Origin of the sequence: Streptomyces sp. NPDC057249, from assembly GCF_042669245.1 — a bacterium.
Classification (GTDB): Bacteria; Actinomycetota; Actinomycetes; order Streptomycetales; family Streptomycetaceae; genus Streptomyces.
The window spans coordinates 99145-125369 of sequence record NZ_JBHUXS010000004.1 but is presented as its reverse complement, the minus strand read 5'-3'; the positions used below and the strand labels follow the sequence as shown (position 1 = coordinate 125369).

Below are 26225 nucleotides of genomic sequence, written 5' to 3'. Positions count from 1 at the left end.
CGGTTCAGTAGGGCGGAGCGGGTACGTCCTCCGGCAGGAACTGGGTGAAGGCACCCGCCTCGGAGCCTTCACCGGCCCGGGCGAAGCGGGCGGCCAGGCGGGATTCCATGAGCTCCACGAGTTTGCGGACGGTGCGGGCGTTGCCGAAGCCCGCCGGGTCGGCGCGGCGGGTCGCCGCCAGCCACTCCCCCGCGTGGCGCGGCACGTCGGGGTGCAGGGTGTAGCCCTGGGCTCCGGCCGTCCGGCGCAGGATCTCCAGGAGGTCGTCGGGGCCGTAGTGCGGGAAGGGGACGCGCTCGGTGAAGCGGGACGGCAGGCCGGAGTTGGCGTTGAGGAAGGCGTCCATCTCACGGGGGTAGCCGGCGACGATCACGGAGAGGCGGCCCCGCCACTGCTCCATCTCCAGGACCAGGGTGTCGATCGCCTCCTGCCCGTAGCCTCCGCGCACGTCGTGGGCCAGGCTGTACGCCTCGTCGATGAACAGCACCCCGTCCAGGGCGTCCTGCACGGCCTGGCGGACCAGCCGGGCGGTCTCGCCGAGGTAGGCGCCGACCAGGGTCGCCCGGCTGGCCTGCACCACGTGTCCCTTGCGCAGCAGGCCCAGGTCGCGGAAGAGGGTGCCGACGAGCCGGGCGACGGAGGTCTTCCCGGTCCCGGGCGGGCCGGTGAACACCAGGTGCGGTGGTGTCAGCTCGCCGGTGCCGTGGGCCTGGCGCAGGCGCTGCCGGTTGGCGAGGCCGGTCAGCACCTCGCGGACCGGGCCGAGGCCCACGTACGCGTCCAGCTCGGCGAGGAGTCGCGCCGGGTCGGGCGCCGGGCGTTCCAGGTAGTCGCGGTAGCGCTCGGGCAGGTCGTCGGGGACGACGGGTTCGTCCACCCGGCGGCGTACCCGGTGGGACCAGCGGGTGAAGACGGCGTCGGCGAGGGTGCGCATGTCGCGGGCGTTGCCGAAGGAGTCGTCGCGGGTGCGGTGCATCTCGGTGACGATCCGCAGCAGCTGGGACTCCGTCTCGGGGGCGGGCCGGGCCCCTCGCTCGCGGAGCCGGCCGAGGGCGATGGCGTGCAGGTCGGCCGGCGGGTAGTCGGGGAAGCGCAGGACGTTGTCCTGGGCGTACCTGCTCCGCAGGCCGGGGTTGGACGCCAGGAACTCGGTCATCTTGTCCGGGTATCCGGCGACGATCACGACGAGCCGGCCCCGGTCGTTCTCCATGCGGGTGAGTAGCGCCTGGATGGCTTCGAGGCCGAACCCGTCGCGCTGGTCGCTCAGTTCGTACGCCTCGTCGATGAACAGGACGCCGTCCAGGGCCCTGTCGACCGCCGCGTCGACGAGCCCCGCGGTCTGGCCGATGTAGCCGGCCACGAGGTCGCTCGTCTTCGCCTCGACCACATGGCCCCGCTCCAGGAGCCCCAGATCGCGGTAGATCTCGCCGACCAGCCGGGCCACGGTGGTCTTGCCGGTCCCCGGGTTGCCGGTGAAAACCAGGTGCAGGGAGGGCGGTTCGAAGACGCCGGCCCGGCCGCCCGCGTGCAGGGCCTCCGCCGTCTCGACCTCGGCCCGCAGCTGCTCGAAGCGTTCGCGCACCACGTCGAGCCCCGGCATGGCCGCCAGCCGCTCCCAGGGGGTGCGAGGGTCGTCCGTGGTGGCCCCGGGGAAGGAGTCGCGGACCGCGGCCGGGCCGAGGACGGCGCCGGGGGTGCCGGCCAGCCGCTCCAGCCACGCCTGCCAGGCGCGCGCCGTGCGGGGGTGGCTGCCCATCGCCTTGACGACGGAGTCCAGTTCCCGCCAGTCCCCGACACGCAGCCCGGTGCGCAGCCGCACGGCGTGGATGAGCCGTTCCACCTCGGCGGCGGGCGGGTGGCCGATCCTGGCGGTGCCGGGGCGGCCCGGGGCGGCGGCCTGCTGGCGGACCAGGGCCTCCAGGGCCGGGTAGGCGTGGCAGGACTCCACGAACCGCGCGACCTCGTCCAGGCCGGACCGGCGGAAGACCATCAGCCAGAGGTTCCCGTTGCCGTGGTCGTCGGCCCAGCCGTCCATGGCACCGGCCAGTTCGCGCTGGGCGCGGTAGTGGAGCAGGGTGCCCTCGGCGTGCGCGAAGACGACGGCCGTACGGTGCCGGCGCTGTGTCAGGTAGCCCCGCAGGGTCATCACGGCGAACGGGTCGCTGACCCCGGGCGCGGGGCCGGGTGCGGGCAGCGGCGCGCTGTCCTCGCGGGGGGTGGGGGCGGGCGGACCGGTCACCCGGAGATCGCCCATCGGGCCGCGCATGCCGGGCGTCCGCATGACGGGGAGCCCGGGCCCGCCGCCCGGCCGGGGGCCGGGTGTGCGTCCGCCCGGCCGGGACAGGTCGCGGGAGGCGGTGTCCCGGAAGTAGACGGGGTGGTCGGTGGAGCTGAAGACGATCCGTTCGTAGCCCTCGGCGCGCAGCAGCCGCCACAGCGCCTCCTCCAGCCGGCACACCTGGTAGGCGGTGTCCACGAAGACGTCGCCGGCGCCGGGTCCGTAGAGGATGGTGAACGGTTCGCCGCCGCGCAGCGCCGCCGGGTCGAGGCGTTCCACCACCGGCCCGGCGGGGCGGGCCGGTTTGCCGAGCCGGGTCATCCGCCGCTCCCCGTCCCCCGCCGCCGGGCCTGCTCCCCGCGCTGCCGGTGGGCCTCGATGTCGAGGTAGCCCCGGTCGGGGGTGCCGGGTTCGGCCTCGGGGGCGGCCGGGACGGCCCGGCCGTCCTCGGCGAGGGCCCGGCGGACGGCCTCGGCCCGGTCGCGGAGCTGGTCCTCGGAGGTGACGTCGTAGTCGTAGGAGAGGACCCGGACGACCTGTTCGCCGGAGTCGGGGGCGGCCTGGGAGATGTCGAGGACGATCTCGTTGCCGTTCTCGTGGCGCAGTTTGGCGTAGTACGAGCCCCGGGGGTCGGCGTTCTCGTACTCGCCGTCCACGAAGTCGTAGTAGGCGAGCCTGCTCAGGCTGTGGGCGACGGTGTCGGCCAGGTTCACCCGGAGCTGCGAGGCGAGGTGGCGCATCGTCGCGCGCCCCACGGTGTCGCCGAGCTCCTCCTCCAGGCGGGGCGCCTCGCGGTCGCGCAGGCGGATGAGTTCGCCGGTGGCCGTGGCGTCGTCGCGGGCGCGGGCCAGGGTCTCGGCGGCCTCGGCGCGCAGCCGGTCCCAGTCGCCCTCGGACCAGTAGGCGACGTCCACGGTGTAGTCGGGCAGGACGGTGCCGTCGGGGCCGGTGACGGGCTGTTCGCGGCTGCCCTCGATCGCGCCGGCCACGGTGGCCAGGGCGTCGATGGCGGCCATCTGGGCGGTGCAGCGCTTCAGTTCGCGCTGTTCGGTGTCGGCGCGGAGTTCGCTCAGGGAGTGGCAGGTCTCCTGGGCGAGCGCGAGGGCGGCGTCGAACCTGCCCTCGGCGGCGTTCTGTTCGGCGGTGGCGAGCCGGCCGGTGAGGCGGTCCAGTTCGCCCGGTGCGTAGCGCTCGTGGAGCCCGGCTTCGGCGAGGTCGGCGGCCAGGGCGCGGGCGTCGGCCAGCCAGGTGCGCACCGTGTCGCCGGCGCGGGCGCGGTCCTCGGTGAGCTCGCCGATCTCCCGCGCGAGCCGGGCGGTCTCGGCGCGGCGTTCGGCGCGTTCCTCGGCGATGGCCCGGCGGGTCCGTTCCTGCTGTTCGGCGAGGTGCCGGCGGGTCTCCTCGCGGATCTGCCCGGCGGACGCGGCGAGCGCCCCGCGCACCTCGGCTGCCTGGTCGCGGAGCCGGCGCGCGGTGTCGGCCTCCAGTCGGCGGGTCTGCTCGCTGAGGCCCTGGACGACCGCTTCGTGCCGCTGCTGACGCTCCTCGACGCGGGAGAAGACCCGGTCCAGGTCCTCGCCGGTCCGGCGGCGGACCTCCTCGATGAGGTCGGGGATGTTGCGCTGGACGTCCTTGAGCTGCTGGGCCTTGCGCTGGATGCGGTACCACTCGGACTCGTCGACCTGGATGCGCTTCCTACCGCTCATCGTGTTCCTGTCCTCTCACGGGGGTCGTGGTACGGGTGCGGACCGCGTCGACCGCGAGGTCGAAGGCGTCGAGCAGGCCGGGCGGCGGTACGCCGACGAGCAGCGCCTCCGGGCCGTTGAGGGCGATCTCTGCGGACCGGGCCCGGTGCTCGAAGTCGTAACCGGTGTCCGCGAGGCGTCCGGTGAGGTGGTGGACGCGCTGGTTGGCGCTGCCGCGCAGGCCGCGTCCGTCGTCCAGCGCGGCCACGTACACGCCGTCGACCAGGACGTCCACCTCGGCCAGGAGCGCGGCGACGCCGGGTCCCGGCGGCCGGGTGCGGAGCCGTTCGAGCCGGTGCCCGGTGAAGCAGATCACCGTCACGTCGCGGATCTCGCGGGCGAGCCGGGCGACTTCGGCGAGGCCGGCCGCCTGGGCCATGGGCTCGCCCCCGGAGAAGGTCAGTCCGGTCACCCGCGGGTCGGCCAGCAGCTCCCGGGCCAGTTCCGCCGGCCGGGCCTGCCGGGCGGGCCGGAAGGGAATCCAGTCGGGGGCCATGCAGCCGGCGCAGCGGAACGGGCAGCCCTGGACCCAGAGCGCGGACCGCACGCCGGGCCCGAGCGCTTCGGTGCCGACGCGGGTGGCGGCCACGTTGAGTGCGGTGCCGGTCATCCGGGCCATCCGGGGGCGGGCGCGTGGCCGGGCGTGTCCAGGTAGGTGAAGGAGACGCCGCTGACGACGACCTCGGCGCCGGGTGCGCAGACCGCGCCGCTCTCGCGGGCGGCGGTGCCGTCCGGCGAGAACCGGATGCGCAGGTCGGTGCGGGGGCCGTCCCGGGTGGACCTGCGCCGTCCGTGGACGGTGCCCCGGCCGCCGGCCGACGCGGGGCGCAGCGCCATGCGCCGGCCGCGCAGTTCGATGCGTTCGGGCAGCGGGCCGCCGAAGGGGGTGGCGAGCAGGAGCACGCCCCGTAGCGGCGGCCGGTTGGTCCGCCGCCAGGTCAGCCAGCCGGCGAGGACGAGGACGACGAGCCCGGCGGCCAGGGCGGGCAGGAACACGGCGGAGCCGACGTCGGCCCGCAGCGGCAGCCCGCTCTGCTGGACGCGTATCGCCGCCGGGGTCCGGAGCTGGATGTCGGGGGCGAGGGGCCGCTGCCAGGGGGAGGTGACCCTGCCCGCCAGGTGGAAGGTGGCGCGGGCGTTCTCGGTGTGGCGGTAGGGCAGGGCGCCCGCGGAGAGCCGGCCGCGCAGCCGGAGGGTGTACGTCTTCGACTCGCCCGGTTCCAGGGCGAGGCGGGCGGGCAGTCCCTCGACGGTCAGGTCCGGTCCGGTGACGGAGGCGCGCAGTCCGGTGACGGTCAGGGGGACGCGGGCGGTGGCCGAGCGCAGGGTGAGCTTCCTGGTGGCGGAGCCGTCTCCGAGGTCGACGGCGTCGCCGTTCTGCCAGGTGGCGGTGACGCCCTTGCCGGTGTCGGGGGCGAGGAGGCGCGCGGCCTTGCGGGCCCGGGTGCGGTCGCCGGCCCTGGCCAGGTAGGCGCCGAGGTCCTGGATGCCGTCGGGGCGCAGGACGGTGGTGTCGGGGACGACGTTCGCGAGGAGGCCGGCGCCGGTCGCGCCGCCGCCCAGCGGGATGGCGTATCCGGCGAGTTCGGTCCGGCCGCCGACCGCCTCGGCCCGCTCGGCGAGCGCGTCCCAGGCGGGTCCGGACGCCTTGGGGTAGCGGGAGCGGGCGGCGGGGCGGTGCTCGCCGTCGGTGAGCAGGACGACCGAGGCGACCGGGGAGGCGTCGTCGCGTGCCACCTCCTTCAGAGCGGCGTCCAGGGCGGCGCCGATGTCGGTGTCGCCGTCCTTGGTGGGCGCGTCCGGGAGCGCGGCGATGATCTTCGAGGTGTCGCCGGCCGGGCCCACGTACCGCGCCTCGGTGCGGGAGTCGAACGTGAACAGCGCGACGTGGTCCTCGGGGGTGAGCCCGTCCAGGAAGGGGCGCAGCGTCGCGCGGACGGTGTCGTACCGGCCCTCCTGCGCCATGGAGCCGGAGGTGTCCACGACGATCGCGTAGTCGGCCGGTTCCCGCTCCAGTTCGAGCGCCCGGTATATCTCGGCGCGGGTGGGCTCCGGGGCGGCGGGCGCGGCCTGGGCGGGGGCGGCCGGGAGTGCGGCCAGGAGCGCGGCGGCGAGCAGCGCGGCGCGGCGCCGGAGCGACCGGCCGGGGGCGGTGCGGTTCACGGGCCCACTTCCTTGGAGTCGGTGCCGATGTCGGCCGGCAGGGTGCCCAGCGGGAACGCTCCGGGCGGTCCGGCGCCGAGGGGGTGCAGGACCAGGGCGGCGGTCCCGTCGGCGGCGAGCCGGACGCCCACGTGGAAGCGGTCCGTCTCGCCGCCGCCGGGCAGGGTGAGGGTGCCGAGGGGGGCGCCGGCGCCGCTCGCCGGGTCGCTCACCCGGATCCGCACCGGGCGGCCCGGGGCGGTGCGGACGCCGACGCGCCGCCCGTCGGTCTCGGCGTAGACGGGGGGTCCGCCGGGTTCCAGCGTCCCGGCGGCGCTGATCAGCAGCTCCCGGTCCGTGGGCCGGCCGGCCTCGGTGCGGTGGGCGCCGATCCACAGTTCGTACGGGTAGCGGTCGGCCGGGTCGACGCGGCCGGCGGCGACGAGCGCGGCGCCGAGGACCGCCGCGTGGGCCGGGTCGGTGCCGTCGGGGAGCGCGGTGAGCGGCACGCCGGCCGCTTCCAGGTGCGGGCGGAGGGGGCCGAAGCGGGCGACGCCGCCGGTCAGGGCGAGCGGAGCGGTCCGGCCGGGGGCGCCCAGCGCGTCGGCCAGTGCCCGGTCGAGGCCGTCGGTGAGCAGCGGCAGCGCGGCGCGGAGCGTGCCCGCGGTGACGGGGCGGCCCGCGACGTGGTGGACGGCGGTGGTCTCGAAGCGTGCGGGGTCGCGGGCGGCCCGGTCGAGGACGAGGGCGAGGCGGCGGCCGGCGCCCGGCTCGGCCCGGACGGCGGCCAGGGCGCGGCGGGTGTCCTCGTCGGGGGTGAGCCCGGACCGGGTGAGGAGGGCCGTGTCGAAGCCGGTGCCGTAGCCGTCGTCGGGGGCGTGCCGGGAGGCGGCGGCGACGGCCACCGCGCCCGGGGTCACGACGCACACGGACACCTCGGCGGCCGTCGCGCCGAGGTCGCACACCGCGTACCGGCCGGGCGCGAGGCCGCCGGTGTGCCGGAGCAGGGCGAGCACGGCGTGCGGGGTGGCGAGGGTGTGCACGTCGGGGGCCGGTCCCCGGGCGGGCGGGGCGGTGAGGGCGTCGGCGGCGCGGCGCGCGTGGCCGGCCCGGTCGTGCTGCGGGACGACGACGAGCAGCCGGCCCGGGGTGTCGTGGTGCCGGAGGTAGGCGTCGTACGCGGCGCGCAGGGCGGCGGCCCGGTCGCCGCGCGCCGCCTCGGGCACGGGCAGCCCCTCGCCGGGCACCGCGCCCGGCAGCTCGACCGGTTCGGGGTCGCCGCCGGGTCCGACGCGGGCGAGGCGCGCGTGCCGCGATCCGGCGTCGATCGCGAGTGCCGTCATCCGTCCCCCTTCTTCTTGAACCGGAACCCCCACCGGGGCGGGCGCTCCTCCTGGTACGAGGAGGCGGGCGGGTAGGCGGGGTGGCCCTCGGGGGGCCGGGGCGGGGTGCCCTGGGGGCCGTCGGGCGCCGGGGGGTGCGGCGGCTGGGGGGCGGACGGCGGGGCGGCGGGCGGGAAGGGGCGCTGCCGGTACGGGCCGGGGGCCGGGGCGGTGCGCGCGGGGGCGCTGAGGGCGCCGATGATCCGGCGGTGGCGGACCTCCTCGTGGTTGCTGTAGCGGACGAGCCGGGCGCAGAGTTCGCCGTACCGGGCGTCGCGGCCCAGCGCCTCGTACACCGCGAGGCCGATGCCGGGCTGCTGCCGGTCCAGTGCCGTGGTGAGCGCGTAGCCGAAGGCGGAGCCGCAGTCGCTGATCAGGGCGGCGATCTCGTCCAGCAGTCGGCCGGTGACCGAGCGGTGCGGGCAGCCGCTGATGATGATCCTGGCCAGTTCGTCCAGCTCCGCCCCGGCGTTGACGGCCAGCCGCAGCCGCCGGACCGCGCGCAGCCAGCCGAGCCCGGTGCGTTCCAGGCGCTCGACCAGGTCCGCGGGGAGGTCGAGGTCGAGCCAGCGGGCGTAGTCCGCCGCCATCAGCCGCTGGGACAGGCCCTCGCCGACGGTGGTCTCGATGCTGGGCCGCCGGCTCATCCACCGGATGAGGACGGGCCAGCCGTGCACGGGGTCCGGCCGGTCGCCGAGGAGGGCGGCGACGGCGTCGTCGCGCAGGGCGGGGTCGCCGTCGGCGCGGGCCACGAGCGTGTCGGTGTACCGGTCGAGGGCGGGGGCCCCGTCGGTGATCCCGCGCAGCCGGGGCAGCGGGGCCGCCGGGCGGAAGCCGGGGTCCGCCGCCCGGCCGGTGAGCCACAGCAGGTCCGCGTCGGCGGCGGTGCCCGGCGGGAGCCCGGGGGCTCCGGGGCGGGCCAGTTCGTCGAGGAGCGTGAGGAGTTCGGCGTGCCGGCCGGTCCGCAGGACGCGTCGCAGGACCGGCCAGAGCGGGCCGATCACGGCGGGCTGCCCGTGGTCGCGGGCGGTCTCCAGGGCGATGCGCCAGGCTTCCTCGTTGTCCCCGACGAACGCGGCGGCGTCGGCCTCGGTGGCGCCGGCGGCCGCGTGGTGGCCGGTGAGCGCGCCGGCGAAGCGCAGCCAGCCGGGGAACGGTCCCGCGCCGGGAGCGGCGGCGAGGGACAGCAGCCGCTCCAGGGGGCGCAGTTCGCGGGCGTGGTTGGTGAACAGGCCGCGCACCCAGGCGAGTCCGGCCTCCGGTGAGGCCAGCAGGACCCGGTCGGTGGCCTCGGTGGAGTAGCCGTACTCGCGGTCCACCATGTAGGCGAGCTGTCCGGCCCAGACGGGGTCGTAGCCGGGGGCGGTCGCCAGCGCCGTGAAGAGGCGGCCGAACGCGCCGGGCCGGCTGCTCCCTTCCAGGGCGTGCATCAGGCTCAGGTACTTCCTGGCCAGGGCGAACGTCTCCTTGGACGCGGGCTGCGCGAGGACGTCGGCGGCGAGCAGGTCCGGGACCAGCGGGGTCCAGTGGCGGGCGAGAAGCGCGGAGGCGGCGCCGTCGTCGGGGCGCACGGCGGTGCGGGCGAGGAAGGAGACCAGCTCCCGCTGTACGCGCTCGTCCAGCGTGTCCAGGGCGTGCAGGGCGAGCAGCCGGGCGGCCTCCTCGGTCTGGCCCCTGCCCTGCCGGACGGCGTCCAGGACGGAGTCGAGGAGGTCGAGTTCGCGCAGGACGCGGACGGCGTCGGCGCCTTCGCGCAGCGGGACGGGGGCGGTGGCGGCGAGGAGGTGGGCGACGACGTCGGCGGTGGACTCCCGTTTGGCGCGTACCCGGGACAGCTCGGCGAGGTAGGTGCGGGCGGTGTCGCCGCCGGGGGTCGGGGCCCGGCCGGTGGCGAGCGGCATCTCCAGCTGCCCGCTGCGCGCGGACCCGGCGAACACCAGCCGCAGCGCGTGCTCGGTCTTGCCGGCCCAGGTGGCACCGCTGAGCCAGGTGCGGCAGCCGTACGGCAGCAGGGCGCAGATCGCGTCGAGGACCCGGACCCGCTCGTCGATGCCGGGGAGGGCGGAGCCGCGCGGGGCGGTGATGACGAGGTGCCGGCCGTCGAGGAGGAGGGCGGCCGCCCCGGCGGTCCATTCGAAGCCCAGCCGGTCGACGGTGTCCGCCAGTTCGGCGGCGGAGGTGCGCTCGGCGTGCAGGACGGGCTCGGCGCCGGGCGGGGTCTCGATGCGGGCGGCGGCCCGGTCGAGGGAGGTCCACGTCACCCCGGCCCGGGCGGCCGGCCGCCACTCGGTGAGCAGCAGCCGCCAGGTGTAACTGGCCGTGCCGGTACCGTCCTTGGAGCCGTCCCAGGTGGTGTCGACCACCGCGCAGACCGGCCGGTCCTCGCCGTCGGCGGTGGAGAGGAAGACCCGCCAGGGCAGTTCGCCGTCCGGGTCGCGGCCGTCCGGGGTGCCCGTGGTGGCGGTCCACAGATAGCGCTGGGCCCGGTCCCCCGGGAGGCTGCCGTCCAGCACCTCGTACCCCATGGAGCGGCCCGGCCGCTTGCCCAGTACGGCCCAGTCGGCGGGCAGCGGGAACGCGCCCGGGCCGTCGCTCACCGCTGCCACAGCTTCGCACCGCCGGACCGGATGCGCCTTTCGAGGTCGATCAGCGGTTCCAGCACGTTGATGGGCACGGGCGAGGTGCAGATGCGCGGGACGCCGTCCACGACCTCGACGTTCAGATAGTTGCGGTAGTCGAAGATGTTCTGCGGGTTGAGCCGGAAGCCGATGGCGGAGGTCGCGTAGTACGAGATGCGCGACGGGTGGAAGAAGTTGGACAGGCCGTCGCGCACCAGGCGGGCGCTGGCGCCGCGCACGTCGTCGCACATCCACTGGAAGAAGCGGGCCGCCTGCTCGTCGGGGACGCGCGGCAGCCGGTTGCCCTCCAGGCTCTGGGTCACCCAGCCGGCTTCCACGGCCGGGCGGAACACCTCGGGGTCGTCGAACTTGGTGATGCAGACCGAGACGTGGTGGGGCAGGCGGTTGCGGTGGAGCTTCCCGGCGTCCCGGACCCGGGCGTTGAGCTCGGTCAGCATCGAGTAGAGGAAGTTGAGCCCTTCGCCGGCCCGCTGGCTGTCGAGCAGCGGGTCGAAGAGGTAGATCAGCCCCTGGGAGCGGGCCAGCTGGTCGAGGACCCTGGGCCGCAGCGCGTTGGCCTCGTCGCCCCGGTACGCCTCGCCGGTGACGTCCTGGACCTCCAGGATGAAGCCGGTCTCCCTGCTCTTCTTGAACGGCCCGGCCTTGGGCTCGTCGCCCTGGAAGGACCAGGACAGGGGCTGGAGGCCCACGGTCGCCTCGGGGAAGAGGCGGCGGATCGCCAGCTGGGTGACGCCGTCGTTGAGGAATTCGATGGACTCGGGGTTCATCCCGCCGATGACCCAGTTGGAGCGGCTGTGGCGCTGCTGCTGCATCGCCGCGATGGCCATCGAGGCCAGGTAGGTCGTCTTGCCGGAGCGGGGCGCGCCCCACAGCCCGATGCGGACGCGGTCGGCCGCCGGGTTCTCCACGCCGGTGGGGGCGCCCGGGATCGGCAGGGGTTCGAGGTGGCCGTCCACCGAGGGGTGGGACGGCTGCCCCGGCCCGTACACGGCGGTGGTATCGGGCTGCGGGGGCAGGGTGCCCCAGGGGGCCGTGGTGGCCTCGGGGTCGGAGGACGAGGCGGTGTGACCCGGCGGTTCGGAGCGCCCGACCGCGTCCTCGGGGGGCTCGTTGGGGTCGTAGTACGGATCGGTCATGTGTCTCTCCTCGTACCGGGGCGGTCGGTCACAGCAGCGGGGTCGCGAGGGCCAGCGGACAGGGCAGGCCGTCCCACCGCCAGGGAGGGGCGAGGGTGTCGGCCACGTCGTCCGCCGTGTCGGAGCCGGGCCGGAAGGAGCCGCCGGCCCCGAGCGCCTCCCACGCGGACGCGGCGTAGCCGGGTACGGGGCCCTTCGGGCCGGCGTCCGGGTCCGCGCGGGCCAGGACCCGGACCCCCCGGGCGCGCAGTGCGTCGAGTTCGGCGCGCCAGTCGGCGCCGAGGGGGCAGGCGGGCACCACCTCGTGCTGCTGCTCGGGCAGTCCGGGCGGGCGGCGGCCGACGACGAGCAGGACGCGTCGGGTGTCGGGGGCGCGGGCGGTGCGGGGCCGGGCCCGGACGAGCCGGCCCACTTCCTTGAGGGCGTCCTCCAGCGAGGAGGCGGTGTCCTGTTCGCGCCGCGCGGGCCGCCAGCCGGTCAGCGCGGTGAGGGCGGCCCGGGCGGGCCCGGCCGGGATGCGCAGCAGGAGCACCGGGCGGGGGCCGTAGCGGTTCTCGTGGACCGCGTGGTCGTAGTGGCCGACGACGCCGACGCGCAGGCCGGGTCCGTGCCGGCGGGCCAGGGTGGCGATGACGTCCCGGGCGAAGCCGAGCCGTTCCCCGGTCTCCTCGGCGTCGGCGCCGCTCATCTCGACGGTGAGGAACACGTCGAGGGCGGGCGGGTGGATGACGCGCCGGGGCAGGCTGCTCACCAGGGCGGGGATGTCGGGGAGTTCGCCCCGGCCCTCGGTGTGGGCGTCCTCGTGCGTGGTGACCTCCCCCGGGCCGTGCAGGACGAACGCGAGGCGGGCCGGTGCGAAGGCCGCGAACGCGGTCCGCCGCGCCGAGAGGGCCACCGCGCCGCTGCCGTCGGCCCCGGGCGTGCCGGCGAGGACGGGCAGCAGCACCTGCGTGCGGGCCGCCGGTCCGCCGTAGACGGTGATCTCGGCGGTCGCGGTCTCGCCGCGCCGCAGCCGCGAACCGGCCGGGAAGAGGACCTGGGTGTGGGCGTGCACCTCGCCGGTGCGGCGGTCGACGCGGGCGAGGAGCAGGGAGTGGTCGACGGCCAGCGGCGCGGTCCGCAGTGCCGCGCGCACCGCGTCGGCGGTGTCCGTGCCGGAGGCGGCTTCGCCGGGCCCGGGTCCGATCTCGGCGCTCGGGCGGTACACGGTCCGCAGCAGGGCGGCGGCCCGGTCGAGGAGGACCCAGCCGCTGCGGCGGCCGAGGAGCACGAGTGTGCGGGCCCGGGAGAGTACCGGGTGGGTGTGCAGCCACCGGGTGACAGCCGCGTCGAACTCGGCGCGATCCAGGGGCGGTTCGGTGCCGATGCCGCCGGCGAGCCGGAAGCGGCGCGGTGCGGCGTCGCCGGCCAGGGCGGGCAGGAGCGAGGCCCAGTCGGTGCTTCCGGCGTCGGTCTGGCGGGGTATGCCGCTGCGGTCGGCGGCGGCGCGGATCACGTGCAGGCGGTCGGGCGTGAATTCGGCGAACACCACGTCGGGGATGCGTCCGCCGACCAGGTCGGTGAGGATCTGCTGCCAGCGGGCCGAGTCGTGCGGCGGTAAGGAGCCCCCGGGTAAGGACGGCGGTGCGGGCTCCCCGGAATGCGCCGGTCCGGCCCTGAGCAGCGGCGCGAGCCGGCGTACGCCCTCCGCGTCCCCCTGGGAGAGCGTCGCGGCCCGGAGGTCCCAGGTGTGCCGGGCGGCGCGCAGGGCGGTCCGGGCCGCGTCGGTGTCCTCGTCGGTCAGGGCGCCGAGGACCGGGTCGTCCCACATGTGCCAGGAGCAGCCGGCGCACTCCCGCCCGCCCGTGTCCGGTGTCGCGCACACGGGACACACCGCACCGGTTCCCCTCGCCAAACCCCGGCTCCCCTCGTAGCCCGTCCCTCACCCTCCGCGCGTGGTCACCGACCACAGGCGCTCGGCTCCGGGGCGTCATGGTGACACAAGCGCGGGCGTGACCGTCAGGGTTCGGAAGGATGAACCCGATCATCTCGCCGGACGCCCCATGGTGAACCGGTTCTTCGCTCATTAGCGTGATCGTGAGGGTCCCTTCGACCGAGGAGACGCATGAGCCGCACCGCCACCGACTCCCCTGCCTGGTACGAGAGTCCGTCCCCGGGCACCGGGTGTCTGCCGCCGCGTTCCTGGTACGCGGGGTCCGACGCCCGGCGGCTGTCGCTGAACGGCCGCTGGGCCTTCCGCCTCTCGCCGCGCGCGGACGGCGAGGACACCTCGTTCGTACGGCCGGAATTCGACGCCTCCGGCTGGGCGACGGTCGCCGTGCCGGGGCACTGGGTGCTTCAGGGGGCGGGCGGGGCTCCCGCGTACACCAATGTGGTGTACCCCTTCCCGGTCGATCCGCCGAGGGTGCCGTCGGAGAATCCGACCGGCGACCATCTGCGGGTCTTCGAGCTGCCCGGCGACTGGCCGGACGGCGGCGGGAGCGTGCTGCGGTTCGACGGGGTGGAGTCCTGCGCCAGGGTGTGGCTGAACGGGGTGGAGCTGGGCGACTTCAAGGGTTCGCGGCTGCCGCACGAGTTCGCCGTGGGCGAGCTGCTGCGGCCGGGGGCCAACGTCCTCGCCGTACGCGTGCACGCCTGGTCGTCCGGAAGTTATCTGGAGGACCAGGACCAGTGGTGGCTGCCCGGGATCTTCCGGGACGTGACGCTGCTGCACCGCCCGGCGGGCGCGCCCGGCGACTTCTTCGTGCACGCCGGTTACGACCACCGCGCCGGTTCGGGGACGCTGCGCGTGGAGTGCACGGGCGCGGAGGGCCGGGTGCTGGTGCCGGAGCTCGGGCTGGACCTCGCGGCGGGCGAGACGGTGACGCTGCCGGTCGAGCCGTGGACCGCCGAGACGCCCCGGCTGTACGACGGGGAGCTGGTGACGCCCGGCGAGCGCGTCCCGCTGCGCATCGGCTTCCGCACGGTCGCCGTGGAGGACGGCGTCCTGAAGGTCAACGGCCGGCGGCTGCTGTTCCGGGGCGTGAACCGGCACGAGTTCCACCCGGAGACGGGCCGGGCGGTCGACGCGGAGACCATGCGGCGCGATCTGGTCCTGATGAAGCGTCACAACGTCAACGCCGTACGGACCAGCCATTACCCGCCGCACCCCGCCTTCCTGGACCTCTGCGACGAGCTGGGGCTCTGGGTGATCGACGAGTGCGACCTGGAGACCCACGGCTTCGCGGAGGTGGGCCGGCAGCTCAACCCGGTGGACGACCCGCGCTGGACGCCCGCGCTGCTCGACCGGGCGGCCCGGATGGTCGAGCGGGACAAGAACCACCCCTCGGTGATCGTCTGGTCGCTGGGCAACGAGTGCGGCACGGGCGCCGGGCTGGGCGCGATGGCCCGGTGGATGCGGGAGCGGGACCCGGACCGCCCGCTGCACTACGAGGGCGACCCGTCGTGCGCGGACACCGACCTGTACTCCCGGATGTACGCCTCGCACGCCGAGGTGGAGCTCATCGGGCGGCGCGCGGAGGAGCCGCTGGAGGACCCGGAGCTGGACGCGCGGCGGCGCGCGATGCCGTTCGTGCTCTGCGAGTACGCGCACGCGATGGGCAACGGGCCGGGCGGACTGAGCGAGTACCAGCGGCTGTTCGAGCGGTACGAGCGCTGCCAGGGCGGCTTCGTCTGGGAGTGGATCGACCACGGTCTCGCCCACCCGGAGCTGGGCTTCGCGTACGGCGGTGACTTCGGCGAGGAGCTGCACGACGGGAACTTCGTGTGCGACGGGCTGCTCTTCCCGGACCGCACCCCGTCCCCCGGTCTCGCCGAGTACAAGAAGGTCGTCGAGCCGGTGCGCATCACCCCGGGCACCGCGCCGGGCACGTTCACCGTCACCAACGGCTACGACTTCACCGGCCTGGACCACCTGGAGTTCCGCTGGTCGCACGAGGCGGACGGCGTCCTCGTCGCCTCCGGCACCCTCGCGGTGCCCCCGCTCGCGCCCGGCGCGTCGGCCGACGTGACGCCCGACGCCCCCGCCGGTGACGGGCTGTGGACGCTGCGGGCGGTCCTGGCCGGGGCGACGGGCTGGGCCGGACGCGGTCACCTGGTCGCCTGGGGCCAGAGCGAGACGGGCACCCCGCCCGCCGCTCCCCCGGCCGCCGGGGCGCGCCCGCGCGTCTCCGGCTCCACGGTCGCGCTGGGCCCCGGCGCCTTCGACGCGGCGACCGGGGCGCTCCTGCGCATCGGGGACATCGCGGTGGAGGGGCTGCGTCTCGACGTGTGGCGGGCGCCCACCGACAACGACAACGGGGCGGCGTGGCAGCCGGACGAGCGGTACGGGCACCTCTGGCGGGAGTGGGGGCTGCACCGGATGCGCCACCGCCTGGACGCGGTGGAGGCGGGCGCGGACGCGCTGACCGTGCGCACCCGGGTGGCGCCGGCCGGCCGGGACGTGGGGCTGCGGACCGTGTACCGGTGGACGGCCGCCGGGGACCGGCTCGGGCTGGCGGTGTCGGTCGTGCCGGAGGGCGACTGGCGGGTGCCGCTGCCCCGGCTCGGCGTGCGGTTCGCGCTGCCCTCCGCGTACGACGGGGTGCGGTGGTTCGGCGGCGGTCCCGGCGAGGCGTACCCGGACACCCGGGCGGCCGCGATGCTCGGTCAGTGGGCCAGGGGCGTGGACGAGTTGCAGACCCCGTACGTCCGGCCGCAGGAGAACGGGGCGCGGGCCGGGGTGCGCTGGGTGGAGCTGACCGGGGCGGGCGGGGGCGGGCTGCGCGCGGAGGGCGGGGTGCCGTTCTCGTTCACGGCGCGGCGCTGGACGGGCGAGGAGCTGGACGCGGCGGAGCACCTGACGGATCTGGTGGCCGGGGACCGGGTCCGGGTGGGCCTGGACCACGCGGTGCAGGGCATCGGTTCGGGGTCGTGCGGGCCGGGCGTGCTGCCCGGGTACCGGCTGGACGCGGCGCCGGCGGAGTTCTCCTTCGTGTTCTCCGCGCGGGGCTGAGAGCGCCGGGCGGGCCCGGTGCCGTACGCGAGCGGCAACCGGTTCGCCATGGTGCCGAGTTGGCCCGGCTCCCCCGCTTCCCCCGGCTGATCGGCGACGCCGTAGCATCGGCGTTTTGTGTGATCTTCGCAGCTTCGCAAGGGGGAACGTGATGGGCATCGGCAGGCGAAAAGCCGCGGCCGTCGCCGGGGTGGTGGCCGGGGCGGTGCTGGCGACGGGCACCGTCCTGTGGGCGACCGACAGCGGGCCGTTCCGGGACGGTTACTGCTGGGGCGCGTGGGAGCAGAACAGCGGCCCGTCCTTCCTCGGTGACGAGGCGCTGGAGAAGTCCGGCTCCGAGCGCGGCTCCACCCAGTCCGCCGCCCCCTCGGCGGCCCGCCCGCACGGCACCTGCACGGTGTCCGTGACCTCCGAGGTCGAGGACGACGACTCGGACGAGCCGCTGACCTTCGAGGAGTCGGTGACCCTGGAGTACGGGCCGGTGCCCGCCGGAGCGAAGGAGCGGCGGGCCTGGCTGGCGCACTTCTTCCACGGCTCCGCGTCGCCGCTGCCGGACGGGCTGGACGGCCTGGTCGGAGGAGACCGGGGCATGCTGGTGCTGCCGTCGTCCTGCGACAGGGACGGCGCGCCGTCCGTGGTGACGATCCGCAGCGAGAGCACGGGCGACGGCCATCTCGGCAAGATCCCCATGCCGTTCACGATCGCCACGCGCGCCGATGTGGTGCGGATGCTGCTCGCCGCCGCCAACACCGGTATGGAGAAGGCGGGGTGCGCACCCGGGCAGCCGCTGCGCAGCAGCTCCCCGATGGTGACGGTGGCCGAGGACGAGGAGTCGGCGTCGTCGCCGCTGTGCCGGATTCCGGGCATGACGTTCGACTACGGCGAGGGCTCGCGCTACCGGCAGCGGGTGGGCGCGGTCACCGACCGGCTCCAGACGTGTTCGGTCGTGTGGAAACAGCTGCGGATGCCCGAGGAACCGTCCGCGCAGTACGTGATGGCGAGCCGGACCCGTCTGGTGGAGCTGTTCCGGGGACTGCCGGAAGGGCCCGACCGGGGCTTGGTGCGCCGCAGCTGCGGTGGCCGGCCGACGGTCTTCTACGGGCACGTGGAGGCCGGTCTCCAGAACCGGGGCCGCCCCTCCGACCAGCGGGTCTTCGACCGGTTCGTGGAGTCCGTGGGGAAGCGCATCGGATGCGGAAAGGGTGAGGACGCGTGAGCGAGGAGAACCCGGTGGTGGAGAACCCGGTGGTGGAGAACCCCGTGACGGACACCGGGACCCCCGCGGCCCCGGAGGCCTCCCGGCCGCCGCTCGTCCGCCGTCTGCTGCGCAGCCGTACCGTGCGCACCGCGACCGCCGCCGCGCTGGCCGGGGCCCTGGTGGGCGCGGGCGCGGTCGCCTGGCGCACGGACACGCTGCCGCTGGTGGGGTCGGCCGCGCCCTGCTGGGACTCGCTCGGTTCCGGGTCCATGGACGCCCTGTTCGGGGACCGCAGGACGGAGGTGGAGGAGCAGTCGCTGCACAGCGACCCGCTGGGCGGCACCGGTGTGTACGGCCAGTGCCGCGTCACGAGCTACGAGGGCGACCGGGCGCGCCGCCAGGTGACGGTGAACGTGCGGCGGCTGGACGGGCTGCGGGGCACCGACGCGCAGGACTGGCCGAGGGAGTTCCTGTCCTCCAGCATGGTGTCGCTCGGCGACGGGCTGCCCGGCATGGCCTCGCCGTCGCGCGCCTGGATCGCGCTGCCGCAGGCGTGCACCGGGCGCGACGACTTCACCGGCCCCACGGTGGTGGACATCGGCGTGGGCCGGGCGGACTTCGAGGTGTCGTCCGAGTACGCCCTGCGGGACCGGGCGGCCCTGACCGGGGCGCTGATCGACGCGGCCAACGGGGTGATCGACGACTTCGGCTGCTCCGGCACGTACCGGGAACCGCGCGATCTGCACCCGCCGGTCCGGTGGGACACCACCCGGACCTCCACGTTCTGCGGGATCAAGGGCCTGTCCCTGCCGGCGGCGTACCGGAAGGACCTGCGGGAGACCCGCGCCGGCGGCGAGGGCGGCCCGGCCCGGATCTGCGAGGCGGGATACGACTCCGACGAGACGGCCGTACGGCTGACGACGGTGACCGATCCGGTGCTGGCCGAGATCTACTCCTCGGACGCGCTGCACGCGGGCGCGCCCGTCAAGGGGACCCGGGGCTACGGGAAGGCCGGCGGGAACCGGGCGGTGTTCAAGGCGGTCTGCCAGACCGGTCCGGTGATGTTCGTCCTGGAGCAGCTGCGCCCGGCGGGCAAGGGCAGCCGCTTCACGTTCACCCGCGACCTGCTTCCCGCCTACGTGGCCGCGGAGGCCGAACGGATCGGCTGCGGCCCGCAGAAGCTGACGTTCTCCGCGTCCTGAGGCACCTTCGGGCCACGTGAAAGAATGCCCGGCACCATGAGAACCATCAGCTTTCCGGTGCCGGGCCGGGGCCTCCGGTGAGGGGCCGGGCGAAGCCGCCGCCGTCGCCGCTTCCGCAGCGTGACGGCGTCGACCCGGTCCGGGTGCGGCTCCCGGCCGACCCGGAGGGCCGGTGGGCGACGGTCCGGGAGCATCTGGTGGACCGGTTCGCCGGGGCGATCGGCGCGGACCGGGTGGAGGCGCTGCTCGCCGGGGGCCGGTTCGTGTCGACGGCGGGCCCGGTCACCGGCGCCGAGCCGTACGCGGCGGGGCGCTACCTCTGGTTCCACCGGGACTTCGCGCCGGAGGAGCCGGTGCCGTTCCCGGTGGGGGTGGTGTACCGGGACGCGCATCTGGTCGTCGCGGACAAGCCGCACTTCCTGGCGACGATGCCGCGGGGCCGGCACATCACGGAGACGGCGGTGGCGCGGCTGCGGCGCGACCTGGGCCTGCCGGAGCTCCAGCCCGCGCACCGGCTGGACCGGCTGACGGCGGGGCTGGTGCTGTTCGTGGTGCGGCCCGGGGAGCGGGGGGCGTACCAGACGCTGTTCCGGGACCGGCTGGTGCGCAAGGAGTACGAGGCGGTGGCCCCGTACGATCCCGGGCTCGTCCTGCCGCGTACGGTGCGCAGCCGCCTCGTGAAGGAGCGCGGGGTGCTCGCGGCGCGGGAGGAGCCCGGCGAGCCGAACAGCGAGAGCCGGATCGAGCTGCTGGAGCACCGGGGCGGGCTCGGCCGTTACCGGCTGCTGCCCGCGACGGGGCGTACGCACCAGCTGCGGGTGCACATGAACGGCCTGGGGCTGCCGCTGGTCAACGATCCGGTGTACCCGGTGACCGAGCCGGACGCCGCGCCCGGTGACTTCTCGCGTCCGCTGCAACTGCTGGCCCGGGTGCTGGAGTTCACCGACCCGGTCACGGGAGAGCCGCGCCGCTTCAAGAGCGGGCTGCGGCTCTCCGCGTGGCGGGACCGGTAGGGGCGTCAGTGCCCCCGGGCGATCCACTCGTCCAGGTGCGGGGCCTCCGCGCCGATGGTGGTGGAGTCGCCGTGGCCGGTGCGCACCTCGGTCGCCGGGTCCAGGGTGAGCAGCCGGTCCCGGATGGAGTCCACGATCACCGGGAAGGACGAGAAGGACCGGCCGGTGGCGCCGGGCCCGCCCTGGAAGAGCGTGTCCCCGGTGAAGACCGTGGCCAGCCCGGGGGCGTACAGGCAGACCGCGCCGGGGGCGTGGCCCGGGGTGTGCAGGACCGTCAGCGTGGTGCCGGCGACGGTGATCTCCTGGCCGTCGGCCAGCTCGCCGTCGGGGGCCCGGTCGGGGTGGGTCTGCTTCCACAGCGGCAGGTCGTCCGGGTGGAGCAGGATCGGCGCGCCGGTGGCCGCGGCGAGCGCGGGGGCGGCGTCGATGTGGTCGTTGTGCGCGTGGGTGCAGACGATGGCGCGCAGCGTGCGGTCGCCGAGGGCGTCCTCGATGGCGGCGGCGTCGTGGGCGGCGTCGATGACGACGGCCTCGGAGTCGTCGCCGACGATCCAGACGTTGTTGTCGACGTCCCACTCGCCGCCGTCGAGCGCGAACGTGCCGGAGGTGACGAGGTGGTCGATGCGGGCGGCCATCAGAACACCACCACCGAGCGCAGCACGTCGCCGTCGTGCATCCGGCCGAACGCCTGCTCGATGTCGCCGAGGCCGATGGTCTCGGTGACGAACGCGGCGAGGTCGAGGCGGCCCTGCTGGTGGAGGTCGACCAGCATCGGGAAGTCGCGGGACGGCAGGCAGTCCCCGTACCAGGAGGACTTGAGCGAGCCGCCGCGGCCGAAGACGTCGAGCAGCGGGAGTTCCAGCTGCATCTCGGGGGTGGGAACGCCGACGAGGACGACGGTGCCGGCCAGGTCGCGGGCGTAGAACGCCTGCTTGTACGTCTCCGGGCGGCCGACGGCCTCGATGACGACGTCCGCGCCGTTGCCGCCGGTCAGCTCGCGGATGGCCTCGACGGGGTCGGCGGAGCGGGAGTTGACGGTGTGGGTCGCGCCCATCGACTTCGCCGTCTCCAGCTTGCGGTCGTCGATGTCGACGGCGATGATCTTCGCCGCTCCGGCCAGCCGGGCGCCCGCGATCGCCGCGTCGCCGACGCCGCCGCAGCCGATGACGGCGACCGAGTCGCCGCGGCCGACCTGGCCGGTGTTGATGGCGGCGCCGATGCCCGCCATGACACCGCAGCCCAGGAGCCCGGCGACGGCCGGCGAGACCTCGGGGTCGACCTTGGTGCACTGGCCGGCGGCGACGAGGGTCTTCTCGGCGAAGGCGCCGATGCCCAGGGCCGGGGACAGCTCGGTGCCGTCGAGCAGGGTCATCTTCTGCTTCGCGTTGTGCGTGTCGAAGCAGTACCAGGGCCGCCCGCGCAGACAGGCGCGGCACTGGCCGCACACCGCACGCCAGTTGAGGATCACGAAGTCGCCCGGGGCGACGTCGGTGACGCCCTCGCCGACGGACTCCACGACACCCGCGGCCTCGTGGCCGAGGAGGAAGGGGAACTCGTCGTTGATCCCGCCCTGCTTGTAGTGCAGGTCGGTGTGGCAGACGCCGCACGCCTGGACCTTGACCACGGCCTCACCGGGGCCCGGGTCCGGGATGACGATCGTCTCGACGCGGACCGGTTCGTTCTTGCCCGGTGCGATGACCCCTTGTACGTGCTGCGGCATTCCCGTGGACTCCCTTTTCCCGACTCTTCGCTGAGACCGGTGCTCCCGGCTTTCCCGGGATCGATCACGGGCAACGGTACGCGGTGCCGGGCCGTGGCCGGTCTCAGGGCGCGAGAACGTCCAGCTCGTGCAGGGCGCCGACGGCGATCTCCTTCGTCAGCCGCTCGGCCTCGGCCGCGTCCCCGGCGCGCACGGCCTCGGCGAGCCGGACGTGCAGGGTGACGGCCGCCGGGTCGGGGTCCTCGAACATCACCTGGTGGTGGGTGCGGCCCGCCAGGACCTCGGCGACCACGTCGCCCAGGCGCGCGAACATCTCGTTGCCGGAGGCGTTGAGGACGATGCGGTGGAACGCGATGTCGTGTGCGAGGTAGCCCTCCAGCTGCTGGCCGCGCGAGGTGGCGACCATGCCGAGGGCGCGCTCGGTCAGCTCGGCGCACTGCTCCGGGGTGGCGTTGCGGGCGGCGAGCGAGGCGGCGACCGGTTCGACGGCGGAGCGCAGCACGGTGAGGGAGCGCAGCTGGCGGGGGCGGTCGGCGCCGGCCAGCCGCCACCGGATGACCTGGGGGTCGTACACGTTCCACGCCTCGGCCGGCCGGACGGTCACACCGACGCGGCGGCGGGACTCGACCAGGTGCATGGACTCCAGGACCCGGATCACCTCGCGGACCACGGTGCGGGAGACGTCGAAGCGCTGGGCCAGCTCGTCGGTGCGCAGCACCTGGCCGGGCGGGTGCTCCCCGGCGGCGATCTCCAGGCCCAGGGTGTCCAGGACATGCGTGTGGAGCCCCTGGGCAGGTGTGGTCATGGACCCAGGGTACGGGGCCGCCTCCGAGGCCGTTAAGTACGACGTTTACGTCACACCCTCTTGAATAAGTCGTACGTATAGGTTTCAGTGGCGCGACGGACCGATGTCGAGGAAGACATCGAAGAGACAGCGAGGCACCGCTATGAGCACCCCCCACGTCGTCGTGGTGATGGGCGTCGCAGGGACCGGCAAGACCACGATCGGTCCCCTGCTCGCCGACGCACTGGGCGTCCCGTACGCCGAGGGCGACGACTTCCATCCCCCCGCCAACATCGCCAAGATGTCGGCCGGCACCCCGCTGGACGACGCGGACCGCTGGCCCTGGCTCGATGCGATCGGGCGCTGGGCGCACGGCCGGGCCGGGCTCGGCGGCGTCGTCAGCAGCTCCGCGCTCAAGCGCTCCTACCGGGACCGGCTGCGCGCCGAGGCCCCGGGCGCCGTCTTCCTCCACCTGACCGGTGACCGTGCCCTGATCGAGGAGCGGATGGCGGCCCGCAAGGGGCACTTCATGCCGACCGCGCTCCTCGATTCGCAGTTCGCCACCCTCCAGCCCCTGGAGGACGACGAGGCCGGCGTCGCCGTGGACGTCTCCGGCACCCCCGAAGAAATCACCCAGCGAGCCGTCGCCGCGTTGCGCCGGCTCGACAGCTAAGGATCACCACCGTGACCAGTCTCAGCGTCGAGATGCTGGCAGCGGACGCCGCCGAACCGATCACCTCGGCAGGCAACGCGCAGTTGGGCATCGCCGTCCTGGCGGGCATCGCCGTCATCGTCCTGCTCATCACCAAGTTCAAGATGCACGCGTTCCTCGCGCTCACCATCGGTTCGCTGGCGCTCGGCTCGTTCGCCGGTGCCGCGCCGGCGAAGACGATAGCGAGCTTCACCGCGGGCCTCGGCTCCACCGTCGCGGGCGTCGGCGTCCTGATCGCGCTCGGCGCGATCCTGGGCAAGCTGCTCGCGGACTCCGGCGGCGCCGACCAGATCGTGGACACGATCCTGGCGCGGACGAGCAAGCGGGCCATGCCGTGGGCGATGGTCCTCATCGCCTCGATCATCGGCCTGCCGCTGTTCTTCGAGGTCGGGATCGTCCTGCTGATCCCGGTCGTGCTGCTCGTCGCCAAGCGCGGCAACTACTCCCTGATGCGCATCGGCATCCCGGCCCTGGCCGGCCTGTCCGTGATGCACGGCCTCATCCCGCCGCACCCCGGCCCGCTCGTCGCGATCGACGCACTCGACGCACTCGACGCCAATCTCGGCGTCACGCTGGCCCTCGGCGTGGTCGTCGCCATCCCGACGGTGATCCTGGCCGGCCCGGTCTTCTCGCGCTACGCCGCCCGCTGGGTGGACATCAAGGCGCCGGAGAAGATGATCCCGCAGCGCCCCTCCGAGGACCTGGAGCGCCGCCCCGGCTTCGGCGCCACCCTCGCCACGATCCTGCTGCCCGTCGTGCTGATGCTCATCAAGGCGCTCGTGGACATCGTCGTGGACGACCCGGAGCAGGGGCTCCAGAAGGTCACCGACGTGATCGGCTCGCCGCTGATCGCGCTCCTCGCGGCCGTGATCGTCGGCATGTTCACGCTGGGCCGGGCGGCCGGCTTCACCAAGGCGCGGCTCTCCACCACCGTGGAGAAGTCCCTCGCACCGATCGCCGGCGTGCTGCTCATCGTGGGCGCGGGCGGCGGCTTCAAGCAGACGCTGATCGACGCGGGCGTGGGCCAGATGATCCTGGACTTCTCCGAGGACTGGTCGATCCCCGCCCTGCTCCTCGGCTGGCTGATCGCCGTGGCGATCCGCCTCGCGACCGGCTCGGCGACCGTGGCCACGATCTCGGCGGCCGGCCTGGTCGCCCCGCTCGCGGCCGACATGTCGACTTCGCACGCGGCCCTGCTGGTCCTCGCCGTCGGCGCGGGCTCGCTCTTCTTCAGCCATGTCAACGACGCCGGCTTCTGGCTGGTGAAGGAGTACTTCGGCATGGACGTGGGCCAGACGGTGAAGACCTGGTCGGTGATGGAGACCATCATCTCCGTGGTCTCGCTGGTCTTCATCCTGCTGCTGTCACTGATCCTCTAGCCGGTCCCCCGTCCCGGGCGCCCACAGCGGGTGCTCGCGGCGGGCCCACTCCCGGCCCACCGACCCGGAGCGCATGCCGCGGCGTGCCTCCGGGTCGGCGTACGCCATGGCGATGTGGCCGGCCAGCACCAGCCCCGCCGCGAGGGCCAGCCAGTCGTGGACGAAGGTCGCGGCGGTGCGCCACACCAGCGGGGCGAAGCCGGTGAACCACATCAGCAGTCCGGTGCCCGCCATGACGAGCACCGCCCCGGCGATCCACGCCGCGTACAGCTTCTGCCCGGCGTTGAACTTCCCGGCCGGCCGCGCCCCGGGCCGCCGGTCGCGCCGCAGCGCCGCCCGCAGCCACTGCCGGTCGTGCGGCCCGAACCGGTTGAGCCGCCGCAGGTCCGCCCGCAGCGACCGCGCGGCCAGACCCGCGAGCAGCGGTACGGGGACGAGCAGCCCGGACCACTCGTGCACGGTGACCACGAGGTGGCGGCGCCCGACGAGTTCGGCGAGCTGCGGCACGTACAGGCAGGCGGCCGAGGCCACGCACAGCAACATCAGCGCGGCGGTGGTCCGGTGCACCAGGCGCACCGGGCGGGCGAACCGGTGGACCCGGCCGGCCGGTTCAGACGGTGGGGGCGTCGTCCCGGCCGTTGGACCGGCCGACCCAGGCATCGACGTCATAACCGAGCTTCTCCCAGTAACCGGGGCGTACGGAGTCCGTGACGGTGATCCCGGAGAGCCATTTCGCCGACTTGTAGAAGTACATCGGGGCCACGTAGAGCCGTACCGGCCCGCCGTGCGCGTGCGACACCGGCTCGTCGTTCATCCGCAGCGCCACGAGCACATCGGCGCGGCGGGCCTGGTCGAGGGTCAGGCTCTCGCTGTAGGTCCCGTCGAAGCAGGTGAAGCGGACGGCCCTCGCACCGGGCCGCACCCCGGCCGCGTCGAGCAGGGCGGAGAGCCGCACCCCCTCGAAGGCGGTCTCCGGAACCCGCCAGCCGGTGACGCACTGGACGTCCCGGACGGTCCGGGTCTGCACCATGCCGCGCAGCGCGTCCAGCGTGTACGTGGCCGGCCGGTCGACCAGCCCGTCGACCTTCAGCCGGTAGTCCGCGGCGCCCTTGGCCGGTACGGAGGAGGCCACGGAGTAGTAGCGGAAGCCGCCGCCGTTGGGCAGCAGTCCGGTGAGCCCGGTGGGGTCCTTGCCCGCCACCGCGCCCAGGCCCGATTCCAGGGTCCGTTGCAGCACGGGCGCGGCGACGAGTCCGGCGGCGCCGAGGCCCAGCATGGCCAGGACGACGCGGCGGCCGACGGGGGCGCCGGCGCCGTCCGGGCCGTCATCGGGTGCGGAAGTGTTCACCCGACGATTCGAGCACCCGGGGCGCCCGTGCGCCAGGGGCGGCGGCGGGCCGTCACCGGCTCGTCAGATGTACCGCGCACCCGGGCCGGGCCGGGTGCCAGACTGGCGCAATGCCGAACCGTGAAGCGCTCAAGCCCTTTCTGCTCGCCTTCCCCGGGCCGCTGCGCGACCAGCTGGTCGCCGCGGTCCTGGACGGGCGGAAGGTGTCGACCTCCGGGCTCCTCGTCGAGTACGAGATCGAGCAGGAGGAACTGCCGCCGGTCGGTGAGCGGTCCGCCCTCATCGACTCGGACGGGCGGGAGATCGCCGTGCTGGAGGTGACGGAGGTACGGGTGCTGCGGCTGGCGGACGTGGACCTCCGGCACGCACTGGACGAGGGCGAGGGCTATGCGTCGGTCGCCGAGTGGCGGGCCGGCCACGAGCGGTTCTGGCACAGCGAGGAGATGCGCGACGCGCTCGGCGACCCGGAGTTCACCGTGGACGACGAGACGATGATCGTCGCCGAGCGGTTCCGGGTGGTCGAGCGCATCGAGGCGGGCGCGGAGGACTGACCG

The 26225-nt window shown here is 74.9% G+C and carries 20 protein-coding genes; 7 read left to right on the top strand and 13 right to left on the bottom strand.

All coding sequences use genetic code 11. The features are described from left to right. Positions 1 to 4: 4 nt before the first annotated feature. From ACFUJY_RS09225 to ACFUJY_RS09190, 8 genes are read right to left on the bottom strand one after another with little or no spacing between them, the layout of a single operon-like run. Positions 5 to 2599, bottom strand: a complete 2595-nt coding sequence (locus ACFUJY_RS09225; protein WP_383296780.1) for an AAA family ATPase — start codon at positions 2597 to 2599, stop codon at positions 5 to 7. Continuing rightward, positions 2596 to 3984: a hypothetical protein gene (locus ACFUJY_RS09220; RefSeq protein ID WP_383296777.1), complete on the bottom strand. Its 1389-nt coding sequence runs from the start codon at positions 3982 to 3984 to the stop codon at positions 2596 to 2598. Before ACFUJY_RS09220 ends, ACFUJY_RS09225 begins: the two co-directional genes overlap by 4 nt. After that, positions 3974 to 4633 (bottom strand): 4Fe-4S single cluster domain-containing protein, encoded by a 660-nt coding sequence (locus tag ACFUJY_RS09215; protein WP_383296774.1) that lies wholly within the window; start codon positions 4631 to 4633, stop codon positions 3974 to 3976. The genes ACFUJY_RS09220 and ACFUJY_RS09215 overlap by 11 nt, the downstream gene beginning before the upstream one ends. Next, entirely contained in the window at positions 4630 to 6186 is a 1557-nt protein-coding gene (locus ACFUJY_RS09210; protein ID WP_383296771.1) for a VWA domain-containing protein, read from the bottom strand. The genes ACFUJY_RS09215 and ACFUJY_RS09210 overlap by 4 nt, the downstream gene beginning before the upstream one ends. Next, on the bottom strand, positions 6183 to 7508 hold the full coding sequence (locus ACFUJY_RS09205) for a hypothetical protein (RefSeq protein ID WP_383296768.1): 1326 nt from the start codon (positions 7506 to 7508) through the stop codon (positions 6183 to 6185). The genes ACFUJY_RS09210 and ACFUJY_RS09205 overlap by 4 nt, the downstream gene beginning before the upstream one ends. Next, entirely contained in the window at positions 7505 to 10153 is a 2649-nt protein-coding gene (locus ACFUJY_RS09200) for a hypothetical protein (protein ID WP_383296765.1), read from the bottom strand. Before ACFUJY_RS09200 ends, ACFUJY_RS09205 begins: the two co-directional genes overlap by 4 nt. Then, positions 10141 to 11322 carry a hypothetical protein gene (locus ACFUJY_RS09195; protein ID WP_383296763.1) on the bottom strand — a complete coding sequence of 394 codons (1182 nt, stop codon included), beginning with the start codon at positions 11320 to 11322 and terminating at the stop codon, positions 10141 to 10143. The genes ACFUJY_RS09200 and ACFUJY_RS09195 overlap by 13 nt, the downstream gene beginning before the upstream one ends. A gap of 28 nt (positions 11323 to 11350) precedes the next feature. Next, positions 11351 to 13186 (bottom strand): hypothetical protein, encoded by a 1836-nt coding sequence (locus tag ACFUJY_RS09190; RefSeq protein ID WP_383296760.1) that lies wholly within the window; start codon positions 13184 to 13186, stop codon positions 11351 to 11353. A gap of 240 nt (positions 13187 to 13426) precedes the next feature. On the opposite strand from ACFUJY_RS09190, the gene ACFUJY_RS09185 reads away from it, so the two are divergent. The 4 genes from ACFUJY_RS09185 (at position 13427) to ACFUJY_RS09170 (ending at position 19728) form a co-directional block, all read left to right on the top strand. Then, positions 13427 to 16315: a glycoside hydrolase family 2 TIM barrel-domain containing protein gene (locus ACFUJY_RS09185; protein WP_383296757.1), complete on the top strand. Its 2889-nt coding sequence runs from the start codon at positions 13427 to 13429 to the stop codon at positions 16313 to 16315. A 151-nt stretch (positions 16316 to 16466) separates the two neighbouring features. Then, complete coding sequence (locus ACFUJY_RS09180) at positions 16467 to 17531, top strand: hypothetical protein (protein WP_383296754.1); 1065 nt, start codon at positions 16467 to 16469, stop codon at positions 17529 to 17531. Beyond that, positions 17528 to 18715 (top strand): hypothetical protein, encoded by a 1188-nt coding sequence (locus ACFUJY_RS09175; protein WP_383296752.1) that lies wholly within the window; start codon positions 17528 to 17530, stop codon positions 18713 to 18715. The genes ACFUJY_RS09180 and ACFUJY_RS09175 overlap by 4 nt, the downstream gene beginning before the upstream one ends. A 77-nt stretch (positions 18716 to 18792) precedes the next feature. Next, complete coding sequence (locus ACFUJY_RS09170; RefSeq protein ID WP_383296750.1) at positions 18793 to 19728, top strand: pseudouridine synthase; 936 nt, start codon at positions 18793 to 18795, stop codon at positions 19726 to 19728. Positions 19729 to 19733: 5 nt separating this feature from the next. Here the strand turns inward: ACFUJY_RS09170 and ACFUJY_RS09165 are convergent, their stop codons facing one another. From ACFUJY_RS09165 to ACFUJY_RS09155, 3 genes are all read right to left on the bottom strand, one after another. Further along, the gene (locus ACFUJY_RS09165) at positions 19734 to 20363 is read right to left on the bottom strand and encodes an MBL fold metallo-hydrolase (protein ID WP_383296747.1); all 630 of its coding nucleotides are present in this window, start codon (positions 20361 to 20363) and stop codon (positions 19734 to 19736) included. Next, the gene (locus ACFUJY_RS09160; protein ID WP_383296745.1) at positions 20363 to 21448 is read right to left on the bottom strand and encodes an S-(hydroxymethyl)mycothiol dehydrogenase; all 1086 of its coding nucleotides are present in this window, start codon (positions 21446 to 21448) and stop codon (positions 20363 to 20365) included. Before ACFUJY_RS09160 ends, ACFUJY_RS09165 begins: the two co-directional genes overlap by 1 nt. 103 nt (positions 21449 to 21551) lie before the next feature. Next, on the bottom strand, positions 21552 to 22253 hold the full coding sequence (locus tag ACFUJY_RS09155; protein WP_383296742.1) for a FadR/GntR family transcriptional regulator: 702 nt from the start codon (positions 22251 to 22253) through the stop codon (positions 21552 to 21554). 142 nt (positions 22254 to 22395) lie between these two features. Here ACFUJY_RS09155 and ACFUJY_RS09150 point away from each other — a divergent pair, with 142 nt between their 5' ends. Further along, entirely contained in the window at positions 22396 to 22905 is a 510-nt protein-coding gene (locus ACFUJY_RS09150) for a gluconokinase (protein ID WP_383296739.1), read from the top strand. Positions 22906 to 22916: 11 nt separating this feature from the next. Continuing rightward, positions 22917 to 24323: a GntP family permease gene (locus ACFUJY_RS09145; protein ID WP_383296736.1), complete on the top strand. Its 1407-nt coding sequence runs from the start codon at positions 22917 to 22919 to the stop codon at positions 24321 to 24323. Here the strand turns inward: ACFUJY_RS09145 and ACFUJY_RS09140 are convergent. Both ACFUJY_RS09140 and ACFUJY_RS09135 read right to left on the bottom strand, forming a co-directional pair. After that, complete coding sequence (locus ACFUJY_RS09140; RefSeq protein WP_383296734.1) at positions 24309 to 24992, bottom strand: cytochrome b/b6 domain-containing protein; 684 nt, start codon at positions 24990 to 24992, stop codon at positions 24309 to 24311. The genes ACFUJY_RS09145 and ACFUJY_RS09140 overlap by 15 nt on opposite strands. Further along, positions 24934 to 25599 carry a molybdopterin-dependent oxidoreductase gene (locus ACFUJY_RS09135; RefSeq protein ID WP_383297451.1) on the bottom strand — a complete coding sequence of 222 codons (666 nt, stop codon included), beginning with the start codon at positions 25597 to 25599 and terminating at the stop codon, positions 24934 to 24936. The genes ACFUJY_RS09140 and ACFUJY_RS09135 overlap by 59 nt, the downstream gene beginning before the upstream one ends. A gap of 182 nt (positions 25600 to 25781) precedes the next feature. Between ACFUJY_RS09135 and ACFUJY_RS09130 the strand changes: the two genes are divergently transcribed. Next, positions 25782 to 26222, top strand: coding sequence for an ASCH domain-containing protein (locus ACFUJY_RS09130; RefSeq protein ID WP_383296731.1), 441 nt, complete (start codon positions 25782 to 25784; stop codon positions 26220 to 26222). Positions 26223 to 26225 lie beyond the last annotated feature (3 nt).

Bases quoted from the DNA above. Each gene is read 5' to 3' on its own strand.
- ACFUJY_RS09225 (WP_383296780.1), bottom strand. From the start codon at position 2,599: ATGACCCGGCTCGGCAAACCGGCCCGCCCCGCCGGGCCGGTGGTGGAA.
- ACFUJY_RS09220 (WP_383296777.1), bottom strand. From the start codon at position 3,984: ATGAGCGGTAGGAAGCGCATCCAGGTCGACGAGTCCGAGTGGTACCGC.
- ACFUJY_RS09215 (WP_383296774.1), bottom strand. From the start codon at position 4,633: ATGACCGGCACCGCACTCAACGTGGCCGCCACCCGCGTCGGCACCGAA.
- ACFUJY_RS09205 (WP_383296768.1), bottom strand. From the start codon at position 7,508: ATGACGGCACTCGCGATCGACGCCGGATCGCGGCACGCGCGCCTCGCC.
- ACFUJY_RS09195 (WP_383296763.1), bottom strand. From the start codon at position 11,322: ATGACCGATCCGTACTACGACCCCAACGAGCCCCCCGAGGACGCGGTC.
- ACFUJY_RS09185 (WP_383296757.1), top strand. From the start codon at position 13,427: ATGAGCCGCACCGCCACCGACTCCCCTGCCTGGTACGAGAGTCCGTCC.
- ACFUJY_RS09180 (WP_383296754.1), top strand. From the start codon at position 16,467: ATGGGCATCGGCAGGCGAAAAGCCGCGGCCGTCGCCGGGGTGGTGGCC.
- ACFUJY_RS09165 (WP_383296747.1), bottom strand. From the start codon at position 20,363: ATGGCCGCCCGCATCGACCACCTCGTCACCTCCGGCACGTTCGCGCTC.
- ACFUJY_RS09160 (WP_383296745.1), bottom strand. From the start codon at position 21,448: ATGCCGCAGCACGTACAAGGGGTCATCGCACCGGGCAAGAACGAACCG.
- ACFUJY_RS09155 (WP_383296742.1), bottom strand. From the start codon at position 22,253: ATGACCACACCTGCCCAGGGGCTCCACACGCATGTCCTGGACACCCTG.
- ACFUJY_RS09150 (WP_383296739.1), top strand. From the start codon at position 22,396: ATGAGCACCCCCCACGTCGTCGTGGTGATGGGCGTCGCAGGGACCGGC.
- ACFUJY_RS09140 (WP_383296734.1), bottom strand. From the start codon at position 24,992: ATGACGTCGATGCCTGGGTCGGCCGGTCCAACGGCCGGGACGACGCCC.
- ACFUJY_RS09135 (WP_383297451.1), bottom strand. From the start codon at position 25,599: ATGCTGGGCCTCGGCGCCGCCGGACTCGTCGCCGCGCCCGTGCTGCAA.
- ACFUJY_RS09130 (WP_383296731.1), top strand. From the start codon at position 25,782: ATGCCGAACCGTGAAGCGCTCAAGCCCTTTCTGCTCGCCTTCCCCGGG.